Origin of the sequence: Salipaludibacillus sp. HK11 (assembly GCF_047795645.1) — a bacterium.
Classification (GTDB): Bacteria; Bacillota; Bacilli; order Bacillales; family Salisediminibacteriaceae; genus Salipaludibacillus.
The window spans coordinates 4,198,590-4,214,408 of the sequence record NZ_CP181045.1 but is presented as its reverse complement, the minus strand read 5'-3'; the positions used below and the strand labels follow the sequence as shown (position 1 = coordinate 4,214,408).

At 36.9% G+C, this 15,819-nt stretch carries 13 protein-coding genes and 1 riboswitch; of the genes, 8 read left to right on the top strand and 5 right to left on the bottom strand.

From position 1 onward, the window contains the following. Positions 1-178 precede the first annotated feature (178 nt). Entirely contained in the window at positions 179-1,699 is a 1,521-nt protein-coding gene (locus ACM26V_RS20025) for an MFS transporter (protein ID WP_416148536.1), read from the top strand. A gap of 130 nt (positions 1,700-1,829) precedes the next feature. On the opposite strand, the gene ACM26V_RS20020 is transcribed toward ACM26V_RS20025, so the two are convergent. Continuing rightward, positions 1,830-2,450, bottom strand: a complete 621-nt coding sequence (locus ACM26V_RS20020; RefSeq protein WP_416148535.1) for a hypothetical protein — start codon at positions 2,448-2,450, stop codon at positions 1,830-1,832. A gap of 111 nt (positions 2,451-2,561) precedes the next feature. Here ACM26V_RS20020 and ACM26V_RS20015 point away from each other — a divergent pair, with 111 nt between their 5' ends. Continuing rightward, positions 2,562-3,464, top strand: coding sequence for a DUF2628 domain-containing protein (locus ACM26V_RS20015; protein ID WP_416148534.1), 903 nt, complete (start codon positions 2,562-2,564; stop codon positions 3,462-3,464). A 129-nt stretch (positions 3,465-3,593) separates the two neighbouring features. Here the strand turns inward: ACM26V_RS20015 and csaA are convergent, their stop codons facing one another. Continuing rightward, positions 3,594-3,926: a chaperone CsaA gene (gene csaA / locus ACM26V_RS20010; RefSeq protein ID WP_416148533.1), complete on the bottom strand. Its 333-nt coding sequence runs from the start codon at positions 3,924-3,926 to the stop codon at positions 3,594-3,596. A gap of 394 nt (positions 3,927-4,320) precedes the next feature. Between csaA and ACM26V_RS20005 the strand changes: the two genes are divergently transcribed. Further along, on the top strand, positions 4,321-6,195 hold the full coding sequence (locus ACM26V_RS20005; RefSeq protein WP_416148531.1) for a BCCT family transporter: 1,875 nt from the start codon (positions 4,321-4,323) through the stop codon (positions 6,193-6,195). Between the two features lie 51 nt (positions 6,196-6,246). Here ACM26V_RS20005 and crcB read toward each other — a convergent pair whose 3' ends face one another. Both crcB and ACM26V_RS19995 read right to left on the bottom strand, forming a co-directional pair. Continuing rightward, positions 6,247-6,624, bottom strand: a complete 378-nt coding sequence (crcB, locus tag ACM26V_RS20000) for a fluoride efflux transporter CrcB (RefSeq protein WP_416148529.1) — start codon at positions 6,622-6,624, stop codon at positions 6,247-6,249. Beyond that, a complete protein-coding gene (locus ACM26V_RS19995) occupies positions 6,621-7,028 on the bottom strand; it encodes a fluoride efflux transporter FluC (RefSeq protein WP_416148528.1) in 408 nt (135 codons plus the stop codon). Before ACM26V_RS19995 ends, crcB begins: the two co-directional genes overlap by 4 nt. 203 nt (positions 7,029-7,231) lie before the next feature. Continuing rightward, positions 7,232-7,318: riboswitch (cyclic di-GMP riboswitch) on the top strand. Between the two features lie 47 nt (positions 7,319-7,365). Between ACM26V_RS19995 and ACM26V_RS19990 the strand changes: the two genes are divergently transcribed. Then, entirely contained in the window at positions 7,366-9,417 is a 2,052-nt protein-coding gene (locus ACM26V_RS19990; protein WP_416148526.1) for a flagellar assembly protein A, read from the top strand. 59 nt (positions 9,418-9,476) lie between these two features. Here the strand turns inward: ACM26V_RS19990 and ACM26V_RS19985 are convergent, their stop codons facing one another. Then, on the bottom strand, positions 9,477-11,258 hold the full coding sequence (locus tag ACM26V_RS19985) for a methyl-accepting chemotaxis protein (RefSeq protein ID WP_416148524.1): 1,782 nt from the start codon (positions 11,256-11,258) through the stop codon (positions 9,477-9,479). A 406-nt stretch (positions 11,259-11,664) separates the two neighbouring features. On the opposite strand from ACM26V_RS19985, the gene ACM26V_RS19980 reads away from it, so the two are divergent. The 4 genes from ACM26V_RS19980 to ACM26V_RS19965 are packed head-to-tail and all read left to right on the top strand — an operon-like array spanning position 11,665 to position 15,796. Continuing rightward, positions 11,665-13,029, top strand: a complete 1,365-nt coding sequence (locus ACM26V_RS19980) for a methyl-accepting chemotaxis protein (RefSeq protein WP_416148523.1) — start codon at positions 11,665-11,667, stop codon at positions 13,027-13,029. Beyond that, on the top strand, positions 13,026-13,331 hold the full coding sequence (locus ACM26V_RS19975; RefSeq protein WP_416148521.1) for an STAS domain-containing protein: 306 nt from the start codon (positions 13,026-13,028) through the stop codon (positions 13,329-13,331). Before ACM26V_RS19980 ends, ACM26V_RS19975 begins: the two co-directional genes overlap by 4 nt. Before the next feature lie 32 nt (positions 13,332-13,363). After that, complete coding sequence (locus ACM26V_RS19970) at positions 13,364-15,343, top strand: SpoIIE family protein phosphatase (RefSeq protein ID WP_416148519.1); 1,980 nt, start codon at positions 13,364-13,366, stop codon at positions 15,341-15,343. A 15-nt stretch (positions 15,344-15,358) separates the two neighbouring features. After that, positions 15,359-15,796 (top strand): ATP-binding protein, encoded by a 438-nt coding sequence (locus ACM26V_RS19965; protein WP_416148518.1) that lies wholly within the window; start codon positions 15,359-15,361, stop codon positions 15,794-15,796. Positions 15,797-15,819: the final 23 nt, after the last annotated feature.

Genomic DNA, 15,819 nt, shown 5'->3' with positions numbered 1-15,819 from the left:
CACCTCTTAATTCTCCACCCAATTATCGAAAAAACACGTCACATTACCTTCCAAAATTTATGACAAGTTTGTGAATTGTATGTGAAAATAACTACATCCTAAACATGTATTTGAAAGAAGGGTTTAAGGTGATCGATCAAATTATCCTTAGACTAAAAACAATGAGGAGGAGTTTACTATGAAAGTAACAGAAATATTTAAGTTCAAGAATGAGCGTATCAAGGTATTACACTTCACATGGTTTGCTTTCTTTGTATCTTTCTTCGCATGGTTCAGTATGGCCCCGTTAGCAACAACGATGATGGAAGACATGGGATGGCTAACTCCTCAACATATCGCCGCACTTGGTATTTGTAATGTTGTACTAACGATACCTGCACGAATAATTATTGGCTCATTGCTAGATAAGTATGGTCCGAGAGTCGTTTATTCAGGTTTGTTGATTATCATGTCTATTCCTGCAATCACATTTGCTTTTGGTGATACGTGGGCACAATTGATGATTTCACGAGTGATTCTGGGTAGTATTGGTGCTGGTTTTGTTATTGGAATTCGAATGGTAGCTGAATGGTTCCCTCCAAAGGATGTTGGTTTTGCCGAAGGAATTTATGGTGGATGGGGTAACTTCGGTTCCGCTGCAGGCGCGATGTTGCTACCTTGGTTTGCATTAGCGATGTTCGGTGGAGACAATGGTTACCGCTATGCTCTTGCTCTCACTGGTGTGATATGTTTCCTATATGGGATTATTTATTATATTTGTGTGAGAGATACTCCCGAAGGCAAAGCATTAGTGAAGCCGAAGAAGGCATCTGCTCTTGAAGTAAGTAGTTGGGGAGATATGATAAAACTAATTATTTGGACCTTTCCACTTGGCGGTGCGGTTGCACTTAGTTCATGGAGACTAAACGGAATGGGGTTTATTTCAGATACCATACTATACTCTATTTATGCGGTGGTAGTCGTAGTCCTCATTTTTCAAGTATTAAATATTTTCAAAGTTAACGTACCTCGCCTTAAAGAAGGGGTTCCAGAGGTGGACAAATATAACTTCAACAATGTGGCTGCCTTGAACAGTACCTATTTTGCCAATTTTGGCGCGGAGCTCGCAATCGTTTCAATGTTACCTATGTTTTTTCAATTAACATTCTCGCTTTCTGCTTCTCAGGCTGGACTTATTGCAGCATCCTTCGCCTTTATTAATCTTGTCGCGCGACCTCTAGGTGGAGTGCTATCAGATAGAATGGGAAGTCGTCGGAATGTCATGCTTATATACATGTTCGGGATATGTCTTGGCCTCATTGGGATGGGATTCATAAATTCAGGTTGGCCGTTAATCCTAGGTGTCGCTATTACCGTATTAACATCTGTTTTTGTTCAAGGTGCTGAGGGTGCTACTTATTCGATTATACCAATGATAAAAAAACGAGTAACCGGACAGATCGCAGGAATGGCTGGAGCATACGGAAACGTGGGTGCGACAGTCTACCTAACATTGTACACATTTGTATCAGCGCAGCAATTCTTCTTTATTCTTGCTGCTGGAGCATTCGCAAGTTTTATCTATTGCTACTTTAAATTAGAAGAGCCAAAAAATTCTTTTTCAGAGGAATATTATTTAACAAATGAAGAGTTAAAGCAACAAGAAGAGGCTGATGCTAACGCTACCGCAGCTTTAGCACAAACAAAGAAGGCCCTTTAACTCACTTAATGTGGTGGTAATATAAAAAACACCTAGCTGAAAAATGAGCTAGGTGTTTTTTACTCCGGACAATTACATATCTTATCCCTATTTAAAAAGCTTTTTAAAACGGATAGTGTATCCTCATAGGTCATCCATCTATCATCAATTCTAATAATTGCTCAAAAACTTCATTATCATTAATCCCCGCTTCATTTTCCACATGTAAGTCATAATAAATTCCATTTAGATACCAATTAGCTTGCCATTCAGCATCTTGCCTCAATACCATTACAGGCTCATCAGAAATTTCCCATTTCTCTACTTCCTCGAATTCAGTTAATATATTGAGAAATCCGTTAGAGCTTAATTTAAAATCTGCGTAATGATCATAAGAGGTATGATAAAAGAGTTGACGTTGCGTTTCTTTATTCGCCGCCTGGTTAGCATTAAATTCTTCTATTACTTCCTCTGAAACTTCGTTCGTCTCTGCTTTCCTCCCAAATTTAAAATGATATCGATATGGCGTGCTCGCGTATTGATGGTTGTTCGGATTTTCTTCATCACGATAAGTCATTTCTACATTTGAAGAAACTGAAGTTACATCCCACTCTTCAGGATAATCAAACCTATCGTAAGTAAACGTTTCACTTATGAAATGATACGGAAACTCTCCATGAACCTCTGCTTCATTTTCTTGGTCATTCAGGTCACAACCTATTAGCAGGGTGAAAACGAACATGATAGTTAGAAAAACATATATTTTATTCATTTGTCCCACCCCTGTCCTGTGAAGAAAAATATAGTTTCGTTCTCTTTCTTTATCACTGTCTATTATTAATGATAAACTATACGTACGAAGAAACAAAGGAGCTAATTTGCTATGAGTCATTTTAATTCTGACAAACAAAAAGTTCATCTATCAAGTCAAAACCCATCTGTCTTCAGCATTGTCGAAAAAAACATTGGCTACTACAGTGAAAAATGGGAAAAACACCGTTCCCCATTAACCTACAGTGGATGGAACTGGGCTGCTTTTTTATTCACGCCTGCATGGCTTGCCTATCGACATATGTATACTTGGACGTTCGTATTTTTTTCACTCTATTTTTTAAGTTCCGTCTTCGTTGCATTTATACCATACCTAATTCACATAGGCTGGCTATCTGAACCATCTTGGGTAATGTGGACATTAGTCTTTCCGCTATTAATAAATATTTTTTTTGGATTAAAAGGCAATGCATTATATACGAATCGGATCATCCAACTTATTCAAATGAAAGAAAACCAGGTTTCCAAACCCAGTGCTCCTTTGTTTAATAAAACGGGCACTTCTTGGGTCAGTGCATTCATCGTTCCCATACTCATCTCGTTCTTATTGATTGTTCCTACCTATGCTGTTGACGAATGGACTTTTAATCCCGACCTTCCTTACGGTGCCTATATCTTTTCTGATAATGAACCGACACCAGCTGGCATCTTAGATGTAGAACAAAATCCTACTTTTTTAAAATATGACGCAAGAATTAATTTTCTTTATTATGGTGAAAAACCTGTTGATAACCAGACGTTCGAGATGATACTATTTTACAAAGATTTTAACGAAGAAAACAACTGGACAATCGAACGAGAGCGATCCTATAATCGTTTTTCGTCAAATCGTATTACGCTTAATTTAATTGATGCTGAAAACCCCGTCACTAAAACAGGCGACTATCGCCTAGAAATATATATTGACGAAAATTTAGAAGAGGAAGCAGAGTTCTCTATTCTTCCTCCAAATTAAACATAAGCGAATTTAATGTAGGACATCGAGTCAGGAAACTTAGAAAAGACAACTAAGTTTGAAAGTAGACAAGCAATTGTCTATTAACAGAGGCAGAATTATGCTCAACTGCCTTTTATCAATTTTAAATTAACTAATTTTTGTTCCATTCGGAATTATTTCGTCTACATTTAGCAACACGACATCACCTTTTTCCGGAATTCCGCCCAATACTAACACCTCTGAAGAAAACCCTGCGATCCTCATTGGTGGAAAATTGACTACTGCAGTCACTTGGCGTCCAACAAGATCTCTCGGTTCATAACGTTTCGTAATTTGTGCACTTGATTGCTTAACGCCGATTTTTTCTCCAAAATCGACTCTCAATTTGATCGCTGGAACTCTTGCTTCTGGAAATGCTTCTGCATCAATAACTGTCCCAATCCTCATGTCAATTTGCTGAAAATCTTCATAAGTTGCCACTACCTCACCTCTTTTTTATTAGTATATCCTATTTCATTTATTCCTTAGGAACATTCATACTACTTCTCTTTATTAAGACAATTTCCTTTTTTCTCATAATCCCTCTTTAAATATAGTGTTAAAGTAACAGGAATTGTCTAGATTATTACTTTTTCAAATGAATTGTTTCATTCTATAGACAAATGGGAAAATTAAATTTATGATTGCAAGTAGACTTTTTCAAGAAGGTTATGATTAGTAAGCTAGATGGTGGGTTTAAGTAAGCTTACTATAAATGACTAATGATAAAGTTATCGAAATATCCTAATAATATATGATGAGGTTGATTTTCAATTAATTGGGAGGCATTCAATACAGAGAGGGGGACATCCGTTTTTATTCGGATGGCACTATAATGGAAAAATATGAATACGAAACAAAAAAACCAAATATTGTTTTTTATATCTCTGCACCCTTAGTCTTATTATTCCTTATTTGGGGGGCGCTCGGACCTGGTTCATTAGCAGAAGTTTCCGAGACAGCATTAGCGTTTACCTTAGACACCTTCGGTTGGTTTTACATGTTAACAACAGCGATTTTTATCGCATTTGTCCTATTTTTAGCACTAAGCCCTTTTGGTAAGCTAAAACTTGGGAAACCAGATGAAAAACCAGAATATAAATTCATTACATGGTTGGGGATGTTGTTCTCCGCCGGTATTGGTGTGGGCTTTGTATTTTGGGGAGTTGCAGAACCTGTCCTTTACTTTTCTGATCCACACCCAGATTACATTGGTGCATCAGAAGGTGTTCGCGCTGCCGCTGGTCTCCGTTACGGAGTATTCCATTGGGCACTACACCCATGGGCAATCTTTTCTTTAGTAGCACTCACATTAGCCTATGTACAATTCAGAAAAGATCAACCAGCATTGATTAGTTCTGCTTTTCAACCTATTTTAGGAGACAGAGCGCATGGGCCTCTCGGAAAAGGGATCGACGTACTTGCTGTATTGGCAACGTCAACAGGTGTCGCTACAACGTTTGGTCTTAGTGCCTTGCAAATTACTGGTGGACTATCTTACTTAATCGATTGGATTCCAAATACCCCAGCGACGCAATTATCAATTATTGCAATCGTTACGGTCTTATTTATGTTCTCGGCCGCTACCGGTATCAACAAAGGTATTAAAATTTTAAGTACACTCAATATAACCATCGCTGCAATACTTTTACTTTTCGTTATCATTACTGGGCCAACATTGTTCATTGCGCAAAATTTTGTGACGACGGTCGGCGGCTACATCACAAATGTGACGCAAATGAGCTTGGATTTAAACCCGTTTGGTGACGGTGAATGGCTTGGCAATAATACGATCTTCTTTTGGGCTTGGCATATTTCATGGGCACCATTTATGGGGATTTTCATTGCACGAATATCTAGAGGAAGATCGATTCGTGAATTCGTTGCAGGGGTATTAATTGTCCCTTCTCTATTAGCAGCACTATGGTTTACTGCATTTGGTGGTACCGCCTTAGATATGATTTTAGGCGGCAATGATCAAATCGGTGGTCTTGTCCAAAATGACGTCGAGGTTGCCTTGTTTGCCATGTTAGAAAATTTACCACTTAGTACTTTCATGAGTATTTTGGCTGTGCTTTTGATTGTCGTCTTCTTTATCACGTCAGCAGACTCGGCTTCATATGTTTTAGGTGCAATGACGAGTGCTGGAAGTTTAGCACCTAAATTATCGATCAAAGTAATTTGGGGACTATTAATTGCAGGTACTGCAAGTGTTTTATTAGTCAGTGGTGGACTCGAGGGGTTACAAACCGCTTCCATCGTTGCCGCTCTGCCGTTTGCGATTATCATGTTGGTCATGATCTTTTCTTTATTACTGATGATGGGGAAAGATTTAAAAGCTGACAGACTCCACACCTCGAAACGTGAGCGCAAAAAAGTCAAAGAAGAAGTATACGGTGGGATGAAAGAAAACATCTACGATGACTTCAAAGATGAAGCGTACGACGAAATAAAAGATGATGTTTATGAACAAATGAAAGACGAAGCATATGATGATTTTAAAGATCAAGCCTACACAGAAATAAAAAAGGACGTCTATGAAAAAGTCAAAGATGAAGTATACGATGATATTAAGAAAGAAGTCTATGATGAATTTAAAGAGAAAATTTATGACGACTTACGTGACGATATTGGTGATCAATTAAACGGAGATTTGGAAGCAGATAAAAAAGACGAATCAGATCAAGATCACCAGAAGGATAAAAAATAATTCATAGTAAAAAACGCATGGTCCTAGGGATCATGCGTTTTTCATCTGCCTTTAAGTTATTAAAAACATCCCTAAAACAAACATAGCAATACATCCAGTTACTGAAAATCCAATATAAATTCCTAGCTCTCGCCACTTACTTTTATTCATCAAGCTAGATGCTTCCACAGTAAAAGTTGAGAACGTCGTAAAAGCACCAAAGAAACCGACTCCGAGTAGTAAAAATATTGGGTTATCATAGTCTACGAAAGGGGTTTCCTGATAAAGTAGCCCAAACAAAACTCCCAACCCTAATGAACCAAGTAAATTAACATATAGCATTGCGGTAGGAATCTTTCTCTGTTTTGTATTATTTTTGATCCATAAACCAAGCAAGTATCTACATACTGCTCCAGAACCTCCACCTAAGGCGACAATAAGGATGTTCACACTTTAACACCTGCTTTCTTCTTACCCGTTGCTACTCTCTGTCCAATAGCGATGCCAAGAAACGCTAGTGCAACTCCACCTAACAAAGAGACTGCAAGATACAAACTGGCTTGAAATAACGTCTCTTGCCCTGCTAAAAATACAGAATCTGCAGCTAACGTTGACATCGTCGTGAATCCACCACAAAATCCTACACCTATTCCTTCCTTCACAACAGGAGGAATTACTTTCACAACAATCCATCCTGTTAACACCCCAAGTAAAAAGCTACCCAGCAAATTTTCAATGACAGTCCCTATAGGGAAAAGTAATGTCATCGTTTGTAAATTGATGACATACCTAAGCAACGTTCCGAGTACCCCGCCAAAAAATATCGATATTATTATCCAAATTTTCAGTTTCATGGTAACCACCTTATTTACTAAATACTCACCTAGCTAGAGTATAGTTCTTTGTCACTAAGCATGACAAATGATTTCTAATGATCAAGAAGAAATTAATGCTCACGCAAACACAGCAATAATGTTTTAAGAGCTGAAATAAACGTTTTCATCATTAACAAAATAGAGTATGATATAAGTAGAAATTACTACAATATTACATTAACTGACGATAATGGCAAACCTATTGAAAAATAGTGGCGCAAAGCTACGGGTCTAAGGAAGACATCTTCTATGATCGCCGAGCTGCCGAAGCAGAAAAGTCTGCTTCTACAATTTATTTGAAGAGGTGGTGATTGCCTTGACTGAGTCATTGATATTTCAAGGTAAAAATGTGGATTCTGCCATTGAGAAGGCACTCCATCAATTAAAACTAGAAAAAAAAGATGTGCATATTGAAATTGTTGATCCAGGTTCTGAGCGCCTATTTGGACTCAATAGATCAAAGGCAAAAATCATTGTTTCTAAAATAGACAACTCTACAACTAGCGATCAAAATGATTCTGGATGGGAAGATTGGCTTAAAAAGGAGATTCAAGATCACCACTCATCCCCATCGCAAGCTACCCCTTTGTCAGACCTTTCTAACCAAAATTTACAAGGCAAAGCATGGGTCAAAGATGGTAGCCTCTACTTTCAAGACACAGAAACGAAAAAACCACTACTTGAAGTGCCACCGGATTTTACTGTTTTAAAAAATAGTGAGCCTGTAAAAGGTAGAACCTATTTAACTAATGGTGATTTATTAAAGTTCGACTTAGAGACAAAAGCGATTGAAACAAAGTGGTCGGTGAAGGTGGACCAGCAACACCAAGAGGTAACTCTAGCTGTTGAACCTGGTTATTATATTATCCCATCCATAGAAGACCACCCTCCTACTGACGTAATAAAGATTCAAGTCGCTCAAGCCACACAAGTTAACAACCAGCTTACAGAAAAAGATGTCTATGACCAATTAGAAAAAATGAAAATTACTGAAAATATTCAGCACGATCGAATCAAATCTGCATGTCAATCCAGCGAACCAGAATCATATATAATTGCTGAAGGAATGTTGCCCAAAGACGGCTCCAATGGAGAAGTTTCTTACTCTATCGACATTCACGAGCGAACAACACCCTTTTCTGAAAAAATCGATGGAAGCATTGATTTCAGAGAATCCATTTACATTCCTTCCATAGAGGAAGGAGAAATGTTAGCTACTATTATGGATCCGACTCCTGGAGAAGATGGAATAAATGTTTATGGTGAAAGTCTCAAAGCGAAATCAGGTGAGCCGGTCATTCTCAAGATGGGTAGTGGGATAGAATATTTGCCAGAAGAAAATAAAATTATTGCAATAACGAAGGGCAGACCGAAAGTAGAACAAATTGGCCAACTTGTACGTGTATCTATTCTACCAAAACTATTACATCGTGGCGATTTGAATATGGAAGACGGTAATATACATTTTGTCGGTGATGTTGAAATAACTGGTCATGTAAATGAACAAATGACCGTCGATGCAGAAGGATCTGCATGGATGCACCGAAATGTTTTTCATAGTTCTATTCAAACGCGAAATTCAATTACCATCGTAGGTAACTCGATTAATAGTTCACTGATTGCTGGTAAGAACAGTTTAGTTTTTGAAGAGATAGCTAAGAAACTAGAGCCATTCATTCACATATTTGAACCTTTCGTTACAGTGTTGAAACAATTAACTCAATCAGCTAAATTCCAGGACACGTATCAAAGCCAACAAGGATTGACTCCTGTTATTAAAGTGTTGGCAGAGACTAAATTTAAGGATTTAAAACCAACAACTACACAGTTAGTTAAAGCCATTAATGAAAGACAAGATTTACTCGACCGAAGCTGGCATACATTTGCGATAAAGTTATACAAAAGCTTTCTTGTTAACAATCACAATGTAATAAAATCAAATTCTGATGTTGATGATCTCATAAATGAAGCGCATAGTTTAATGGAAATATGTCAAAGCCCAATAGAAAACAATTCTTCTATTACTCTTAATTACTCAATGAATAGTGAGATTCATTGTAATGGAGATGTCTATATTCAAGGCAAGGGTTGTGTGAACACTTTCATCCATTCCGATGGAAGTGTAACCATTAAAGGGAAAACAATGGGCGGACGGATTCATGGCAAAGAAGGCGTTACAATTGAGCAAGCAGGTTCAGCCTCAGGAGTAAAAACATTCATTGAAGTCCCATATGACCAACAGATTAAAATCAAAGAAGTCATGGCAGACACTGTTATAAAAGTCGGTGACAAACAATATGTTTTCAAAAAGGATTACTTTGATATTCGAGCTCATTTGGATGAGAATGAAAATTTAGTATTTTATTAAATTGATATTGCGAAATATAATAGCCTGATGCGCTGCAAACCAGCACATCAGGCTATAAATTATGTGGTAAATTCATTAATTTTCTCTTGTAAATTAATAGCTATTTCACTTAACTCTTCCGCTGTCTTAGCTATTTCACTCATCGATGCCAATGACTGCTCAGATGTTGCTGCCACCGTGTTAGTACTCTCAGTCATCGTATTTGCGTATGATGAGAAGTCTTCAATTGCCTTTGTTAATTCAGTTCCTTTTTCATTCATAAATCCGATCACTTTTGTAACATCCACAATTTGTCCATCAACTTCAGAGTTGATCGATTCCACTTGAGAAAACAATTGTTTCATATGTTTCATTGAGGACTGCCCTTTTTCAACAACTGTTGTCACTCTTTCCATCGAATCCACTGATGTCCTCGTGTCATCTTGTACGTCAACAATCATACCCTTTATTTTGTCGGCAGATGAACCTGATTGCTCTGCCAATTTTCTCACTTCATCAGCCACTACAGCAAATCCTTTACCATGTTCACCTGCCCTTGCGGCTTCAATTGATGCATTAAGTGCTAATAAGTTTGTTTGTTCACTTATATCAGTCATTGTACTAATAATTTCATTAATTTCTTTTGACCGCGATTCCAACCTTCTAATCACTTCCATCGATTCGTTCACTGACAAGGAAATGCCATTCATTTGTTCAGACGTTTCATCCATCGATGCTCCGCCCTCTTTGGATATCGATACAGATTCTTCTGACTTAGTTCTAAGAAGTGCCGTTGCAGCTACTACTTCATTTAAGCCTTTCCCTTGTTCTTGAACAGCAACTAAGCTATCATTCGACCTTCCTTTCACCTGTTCCGCTAAATCCGATAAGGATTGTATCTCATTGGCAGTATGCTCACTTGATGAGCTATTTTCCTCAGCACTAGCTGTTAATTCCTCTGAAGAGGCGGCCACTTGAGAAGATTTATCTTGAATACTATCAATCATTTTTCGCAACTTTATTTTCATTTCATTAATCGATGTTGATAACAAGGATATTTCCGTTTGTCCCTTTACGGCCAAGTCATCATCCGACAAATCGCCCGACGCCACTCTTTCAGCAGCAAATCTCACATTATTAATTTGTCGACTCATTTTATTCAAGAAAAGGTATAACGAAATGGACGCAATGATGATGGTTATAGCTCCTATTGCAATAGCCATCCACCCAATATATTGTGCCGCTTCATAAAACTCATCGCTGTATGCAGCTAATCCATACATCCATCCCCACTCGTCAAAAAAAGTAACATACGCATGTTTTTCTCTAGCTACCTCTTCTCCAGCATTTAACCACATATACGTATAGTAACGATCATTTGGATCTTCCTCCGCAGCTGCTTCGATTAAACCACGAATCATATAAACGCCGTCTTCATCTTGCGTATCATAGAGATTTTGACCTTCCTGCCCGCGAGGGTGAATGACGGTTGTCCCATCATTCATAAATCCATAAACATAACCTTCCTCGCCATATGTATAAGGTGAGTCGTGAAATTCTCTAATCGGCGAACCATTGTCAGCGTTTTCAATAGTTGGTCCAGCCAAACGGGATCGTGCTTCTTCTTGCGCTTCTTCCATCGATACTTCTCCAGACTCAACTCGATCGTTAAGCACTGCCAGTAACTCTCCTGCAGATTCAACCCTTACCCTTAAGTCTTGCTGTCCTGCTTTTGTCAGTTCACTCTTAGCAACTTCATAACTTGCATAACCTAAAATAACTATCGAAAGAATAATAAATAACGTCGCTATCGCAAATATTCGGTTTGAAATTTTATTTCTCCATTTTAAATTCTGATTCATCTATATCCCTCCTCCAACAATCTAACAACCTGTTGATATATACCTATAACTATTGTCGCAATTTTAACATAATTGTCGAATCATAAATACAGTATTTCTTTAAAAGTATAATTTACACTATTTAAATTCAATTAATTGTCATATTATTCGGTATTTTGCATAAACACAACTTTAGATTGATTACTACACCAAAAGAGATTGATATGGTATATATTTCTCAATTAACATAATATAGTAATAAAACACCCCTTTAGATTCATAATATGAACTTTATGACAGGGATGCACTCGAAATATATAGGTAATAACTTGTTTTATTTATCGAAGTAGGGTTATTTACACAGTAAATAGGGTATAATTATTTGTATCTTTAGTCCTATTATATATAACCTTAAGGAGGAAATTTTATGTCAGAAAGAGATAAAAAACAAAGCTTCATAAAAAAAAGCATTCCGTCGACAATTCGGAAGAAAATGGTATCTGTTATTGTTATCGCAACTTTATTTAGTTTATTAATGGGGGCGCCAATTTCGTACTTACAAATTATTTTATTTGAATCAGGTGCTCTAGACGTTTTAGGTACTCAATTAAACAGCATTCTACAAACATATTTCACAATTATCGTAAATTTGATCATCATGGTCTCATTTTTATTAACCGGATTAAAATGGGTTGTCATGAAACCAATTGATAAAATGAACAAGACCCTTCAGTCAATGCATGGAGATACTATCGACTTATCGAAGAAAATTGATATTACATCTAAAGACGAACTAGGTCAACTTGGTCTCGCTTTTAATAACCTTAACCAAAAAATTGAACAGATGATTTTTTTGGTACGGCAATCTTCTACTGATGTTGCTGAATCAACAGAAGAGAATGCGTCAGCTATAGAAGAAATTAAGACTAGTTCCTCTGATGTAAAACTCTACGCCGAAGAAATGAACATGCAGGCGAAAAGTGGGACCGATGCAATTAAAGAAGTTTCACAAGCATTGTTAGAATTATCATCACTTATTCAAATTGCCAAAGAAAAAGCTACCTCAGCAGAAAAAAACTCTTCTATTACCTTGGCTTCAACTGAAACTGGTAGAAATAAATTAGAGGACGTTGTCGAAAAGATGAACGACATTCAATCAGAATCAAAGCAAACAAAACAACAAGTAGAAACGCTTGATGACTATTCAAAAGAGATTCATACGATCGTTGATACAATTACACAAATCTCTGAACAAACAAACCTTTTAGCATTAAATGCAGCCATTGAGGCAGCTCGAGCTGGTGAAGCCGGAAAAGGATTTGCTGTTGTCGCTGATGAAGTCCGTAAACTAGCTGAGCAAACATCTCAAGAGGCAGAGAACGTCACAGGTATTATTGGCAAAATTACGACTACAACGAGCGAGGCTGTTACAGCGATTGAAAAAAATGACTTAAGTGTATCTCAAGGTGCTGAAGAAGTTCAGTTGACTAGGAATGCTCTCGGCGATATTTTTACAGCAATTGATGCAACAGTGAAAGATATGACAGAAATAAAAAACGTTACAACAGAAGAAGTCGCAACTTCAGAAAAAATCGTTAGTCTGATTGACCAGTTGGCCTCATTTGTCGAAGATACTGAAAAAAGTGCCGATCAAGTGTTTCAAGCTACGAACGAAACAAACGCAACACTAGAAACTATTTCTGCGAGTACGGAAGAAATGAGCAGTATGGCTGGAGAACTTAGAGATTCGGTATCTATTTTCAAAAATTCTGAGAAAGGAGCACAATCATGATTAAATCATTGCAAGAAAAGAACGGATGGGTATGTATTCAGCTAGAAGGTGACATATATGTGCAAGATGCCTCTTTAATGAGGGAAGAATTACTTTCATACACAGAATCAGGAAAAGCAAATTTCGATTTCGATTTTTCTAAAGTAACCTTTATCGATAGTGCTGGATTAGGTGTCTTAGTAGCAATTTATAAACGGGCCGCTCAACATAATGGGCAAGTTAAAATATCACATGCAACAGGTTCTGTGAAAGAATTATTTGAATTAACGAGACTTAACCTCATCTTTCAAATTGAAGGATAGAACGATAGATTTCTAGATAGGAGTTCCTTGAAATGTCTCAGCCACCACACGACAATAAAACTGATTCAGATGACAATCAAACACGTAACATGAGGGTAGATAAAGACCCCCTTAATCTACAAGATCATCAAGAACCGTTCTGTAACATCGCAAAAATGATATGCAAAACATTCCATGTCCCATACTCCATCATATCGGTTTACGATGAGCAATCGAAGCAAGTTTATAGTTTAAAATATACCCTAAACGAGAAGCTTGTCACATTTATGAGTGATGAGCTCAATCTCTCCATGATAGGTCCAATTTTGAAAACAAAAGAGCAAGTCATTATCGAGGACAGTTCCAAAAATGAAACATACAAAGATCACCCTTTTATGCTTGTTCACAAATTTTCTTTCTTAACAGGACACCCGATCTATTTTGGTTGTGATAACGACGTTATTGGGGCAATATTTATCGGTGACATCAAACCTCGCTATTTTGCGAAAGAAAAACTAACAATTCTAGAAGATTTGTCACAATGGGCAAAAATCCAAATAGAACATATCTATAAAACAAATCAAGACTTGAAACAAAAAAAAGAACTCCTTAAAGCACAAGAGAACAACAATCTTTTAAACGAAGCATTACAACATATTTCATCGAGTGTGATTATCACAGACCCAACTCAAGCCAACAACCCAATCAGTTATGTCAATAAAGCATTTACAAAACTAACTGGCTATGCAGCAAAAGAAGTCATTGGAAAAAACTGCAGATTCTTGCAAGGGGAAGATACCGATCCTAATACAATTGATAAAATTCGATGTGCAATGAAAGCTGGAGAAAATATCGAAGTAGAAATATTGAATTACAAAAAAGATCGTACCTTTTTTTGGAATGAACTACAAATTAATCCGATAAAAAACGCGCAGGGAAACATCACTCACTTTATCGGGTTACAAAACGATATTACTAGTAGAAAAAATGCTGAACAAAACCGTTCAAAAAAACTAGCAGACCAAAGTAATTTATTAAATGCAATTCCTAATGTAATTATAATGATTGATAAAAAAGGGAACATCTTAAAATGGAATAAAAAGTTTCTTGATTACGTTATTGAACCAAAAGAGAATTATCCTTTTCATATGATTTTAAAAGACTTGGATCAAGAAGGGCTAAGAACAACCCTATCTCAAGTCACACACAATCATTCTTTAACAGTAGTAGACCACTTATTAGGTGATGAACATTCCCATCCATTTACATGGACGATTGGAAGCTTATTAAATTCTGACGAGGAAATTTATGGATATGCGGCAGTAGGGACTGACTTAACAAATGAGCAAAATATTGAAATGGAAATGATGGAAGCTGGAAATATCCAACGAAAACTTCTACCGCAACCTTTTAAAAGCGATCACATTCAATTAGAAACGATATACAAGCCAGCTCAATTTGTAAGTGGAGATAGCTTCGGATACACCTGGAAGAACCGCGGGACTAAATTAGCTATTTATTTAATCGATATTATGGGACACGGCATGCCTTCAGCAATTAATACATCAGCAGTAAAATTACTTTTCCAACAAGCTGTCGCTCAATCTTCTTCTTTAGCTGAAAAATTAGCAGATGTGAATACAAAAACGATGGATATACTTAGTTCAGATTATTTCACAGCGGCAATGATTGTCGAACTAGATTTAAGAACTGGAAAGTTATCCTACGCATCTGCAGGGATGAATAAATTTATTTATCAATCTTCATTAGAAACTACAATAATTAAGAATCCAGGCACATACTTAGGTTTGTTCGAAGGTGCTACCTTTACAGAGCACGAAATAACTCTTCAAGAAGGAGATCACGTTCACTTTGCAACAGACGGCATTATCGATCTTACCTCTGAAGATCAACTTAAATCGACCAATAACTTTGAAGAAATGATGTTTCATCTTCAGATGGTCGCTTCAGAAGGATCTTTACAGGATGATAGTTCAGCCGTATCACTACTATACCGTAAAAAACTAAAATAAAGGATGAACCTGTGGATGAGTATATTTAATAGAGTTTTTTTTAGTTTACAAGACTACGAAAACCACATACAAGGTGTTCGCCAAAAAATTTCCACATGTTTAAATGAAGACCTTCAGATTTTTGATGTCGCTATTAGTGAGGCAATCATAAATGGAATTAATTATAGCCAAGATGGATCCCTCCGAGTGCATGGAGTTTATTTAAAAATCCGTTGTTTAAAAAGAAAAATGATTGTTCGCGTTAAAACCCCTGGTGAAGAAGGTTTTAATGGAAATGATCGAATTAAAGCTTTCAAAGAAAAAAAAGAACAAATGATTAATCAAACGTTGTTAGATGAATCCGGTCGCGGAATTCTCATTATGGTAGAAGCTTCAGATTATCTTATATACAATAAACTTGGGGATGAAGTTTTACTTATGAAAAGAAAAAAAAACATTAACACAAATGTTTAAAGGTTCGGGGAATACAATTAATA

Bases quoted from the DNA above. Each gene is read 5' to 3' on its own strand.
- ACM26V_RS20020 (WP_416148535.1), bottom strand. From the start codon at position 2,450: ATGAATAAAATATATGTTTTTCTAACTATCATGTTCGTTTTCACCCTG.
- ACM26V_RS20005 (WP_416148531.1), top strand. From the start codon at position 4,321: ATGGAAAAATATGAATACGAAACAAAAAAACCAAATATTGTTTTTTAT.
- ACM26V_RS20015 (WP_416148534.1), top strand. From the start codon at position 2,562: ATGAGTCATTTTAATTCTGACAAACAAAAAGTTCATCTATCAAGTCAA.
- ACM26V_RS19995 (WP_416148528.1), bottom strand. From the start codon at position 7,028: ATGAAACTGAAAATTTGGATAATAATATCGATATTTTTTGGCGGGGTA.
- ACM26V_RS19985 (WP_416148524.1), bottom strand. From the start codon at position 11,258: ATGAATCAGAATTTAAAATGGAGAAATAAAATTTCAAACCGAATATTT.
- ACM26V_RS19975 (WP_416148521.1), top strand. From the start codon at position 13,026: ATGATTAAATCATTGCAAGAAAAGAACGGATGGGTATGTATTCAGCTA.
- ACM26V_RS19980 (WP_416148523.1), top strand. From the start codon at position 11,665: ATGTCAGAAAGAGATAAAAAACAAAGCTTCATAAAAAAAAGCATTCCG.
- ACM26V_RS19965 (WP_416148518.1), top strand. From the start codon at position 15,359: ATGAGTATATTTAATAGAGTTTTTTTTAGTTTACAAGACTACGAAAAC.
- ACM26V_RS19970 (WP_416148519.1), top strand. From the start codon at position 13,364: ATGTCTCAGCCACCACACGACAATAAAACTGATTCAGATGACAATCAA.
- ACM26V_RS20025 (WP_416148536.1), top strand. From the start codon at position 179: ATGAAAGTAACAGAAATATTTAAGTTCAAGAATGAGCGTATCAAGGTA.